The organism is Actinosynnema sp. NPDC023658, assembly GCF_040639995.1.
GTDB lineage: Bacteria > Actinomycetota > Actinomycetes > Mycobacteriales > Pseudonocardiaceae > Actinosynnema.
Window position 1 is genome coordinate 1 of the sequence record NZ_JBFAAX010000714.1, and the last position, 2,517, is coordinate 2,517.

Consider the following 2,517-nt stretch of genomic DNA (forward strand, 5'->3'; position numbering starts at 1 on the left):
GTTGCTGCGCCGGGTCGCCCCCGGCAGCCGGGTCGCGGTGCTCAGCGCCAAGCGGCCGGAGACCGTGCTCGCGATGCTGGCCGTGCTGCGCGCCGGGTGCGCCTACGTCCCGGTCGACCCGTCGGCGCCCGAGCAGCGACAGCGGTTCGTCGTCGCGGACTCCGCCTGCGCCGCCGCGATCGGCGGCGACCTCGGCGTCCCCACCGTCACCGCGCAGGACGGCCCGACCGCGACCTTCCCGCGCCCGCGCCCCGACGACGAGGCCTACGTCCTCTACACCTCCGGCTCCACCGGCACGCCCAAGGGCGTCGTCATCACCCACCGCAACGCCGCCGCGTTCGTCGACTGGGCCGCGCGGGCCTTCCCGCTGCGGCCGGGCGACCGGGTCGCGGTGCACGCGCCGCTGCACTTCGACCTGCCGGTCTACGACGTCTACGTCGGGCTGGGCGCGGGCGCGCAGCTGCACCCCGTGCCCGAGCGGCACGCGTTGTTCCCCCAAGCCCTGCAACGGTTCCTGGCCGAACGCGCCATCACCCACCTGTACGCGGTGCCGTCGGCGTTGACCGCGCTGCTGCGCCGCTCGACGGTGCGCTCCGACGGCCTGCCCGCCCTGCGGCGCGTCCTCTACGCGGGGGAGGAGTTCCGCGCCGCCGCGCTCTCCGAGCTGATGCACGCCCTCCCGCACACGGCGTTCGCGAACCTCTACGGCCCCATCGAGACCAACGTCGTCACCAGCCACGTGCTCGACGGCCCGCCCGACCCGGCCGGCCGCGTCCCCGTCGGACGACCGGTGGACGGCGCGCTCATCGGCCTGCTCGGCGCGGACGGCACGGCGTCGTTCGACGGCGCGGCCGAGGGCGAGCTGGTCGTCGCGGGCGACTGCGTCACCCCCGGCTACCTCGGCCGCCCCGACCTCACGGCGCGGGCGGTGGTGGAGCTGCCCACCCCGCACGGCCCGCGCCGCTGCTACCGCACCGGTGACATCGCCCGCCGCGACGCCGACGGCCTGCTGCACCTGCTCGGCCGGCGCGACGGCCTGGTCAAGACGCGCGGCTACCGCGTCGAGCTGGGGGAGGTGGAGGCCGCGGCCGGCACCCACCCCGACGTGGCCGAGGTGGTCGTCGTCGCGGTGCCCGACCCCGAGCTGACCCACCGCCTGCACGCGCTGGTCGTGCCGCGGCCCGACGGCGGCCGGCTCACCGGGGCCGACGTGCTGGCCCACTGCCGGACCCGGTTGCCCGGCTACATGGTGCCCGGCGCGGTGCACGTCGTGCCGGACCTGCCCCGCACCAGCACCGGCAAGGTCGCCCGCGCCGACCTGCCCGCCCTCGTCACCACGATCGGGAAGGACGTCTGATGCGGCCACAGGCACAGGAGTTGGCCGACCGGGCCGCGGAGGCGGTGGCCGGGGTGCTCGGCCTGCCGCCCGACGCGCCCCGCTCGGCGCGGTCGTTGTTCGACCTGCCCGGGTTCGACTCGATCGCGGTCGTCGCGGTGCTGGACCGGCTGGAGACCGACCTGGGCGTGGAGGTGCCCGCGGACCTGATCGTGCCCGAGGCGTTCGACTCGCTGGACTCGCTCACCGACCTGCTGGCGACCACCGTCGCCGGCGCGACCCCGGAGGCGACCCGATGACCGCGTTCCTGCTGCACCACCTGCTGGACCGGCGTGCCGCGACGGCGCCCGACGCGCCGGCCGTGCGCCGGGGGGAGCGCACCTGGACCTACCGGGACCTGCAACGCCGGTCGGTGGCCCACGCCGAGTGGTTGCGCCGCCGCGGTGTCGTGCGCGGTGACCGCGTGCTGCTGCTCGCACCGCACGCGATGGAGACCGCGTCGCTCGTGCACGCCTGCTCCCGCCTGGGCGCGGTGCACGTCGTGCTCAGCGACCTCATCCGCCCCTACCACCTCGACCACATCCTCGGTGACAGCGAGCCGCGGCTCGTCCTCGCCACGGACGAGGCCGCCGGACGCCTGTCGGTCGCCGTGCCCGTGCACCGGCTGGCCGAGCTGCCCGACGAACCGTCCGAGCCGCTGCCCGCCGGCCCGCCGTGCGCGGGCACCGACCCGGTGGCGCTCATCTACACCTCGGGCAGCACTGCCATGCCCAAGGCGGTGATCTCCACCCATGCCCAGGTGCTGTTCGCCGTGTCCGCCATCCAGGAACGCCTCGGCTACCGCGACGACGACGTGGTCTTCGACTGCCTGCCCCTGTCGTTCGACTACGGGCAGTACCAGGTGTTCCTGGCCTGCCGGGCCGGGGCGTGCCTGGTGATCGGTGACGACGGTGACGCCGGCCCCGCGCTGCTGCGCCGCCTGGTCGAGCACGGCACCACCGTGTTCCCGCTGGTGCCGAGCCTCGCCGCCACCCTGGGCAGGCTCGTCGGCCGGACCGGCACCCCGCCCGAGCGGCTGCGCCTGGTCACCAACACCGGCGCCGCGCTGCCCGCCACCGCGTCCGCGCGCCTGCGGGAGGCCGTGCCGGGGCTCGACGTGGTGGCCTTGGTCGGCCTCACCG

At 76.2% G+C, this 2,517-nt stretch carries 3 protein-coding genes; all 3 read left to right on the forward strand.

Annotated elements, in window-relative coordinates; genetic code table 11:
• A partial coding sequence (locus AB0G02_RS33645; RefSeq protein WP_360802433.1) for an amino acid adenylation domain-containing protein occupies nt 1-1,357 on the forward strand: 1,357 nt, incomplete at its 5' end.
• Nucleotides 1,357-1,635, forward strand: coding sequence for an acyl carrier protein (locus tag AB0G02_RS33650; RefSeq protein WP_360802436.1), 279 nt, complete (start codon nt 1,357-1,359; stop codon nt 1,633-1,635). The genes AB0G02_RS33645 and AB0G02_RS33650, both read left to right, overlap by 1 nt.
• The coding region (locus AB0G02_RS33655) for an AMP-binding protein (RefSeq protein WP_360802439.1) at nt 1,632-2,517 on the forward strand (886 nt) is incomplete at its 3' end. The genes AB0G02_RS33650 and AB0G02_RS33655, both read left to right, overlap by 4 nt.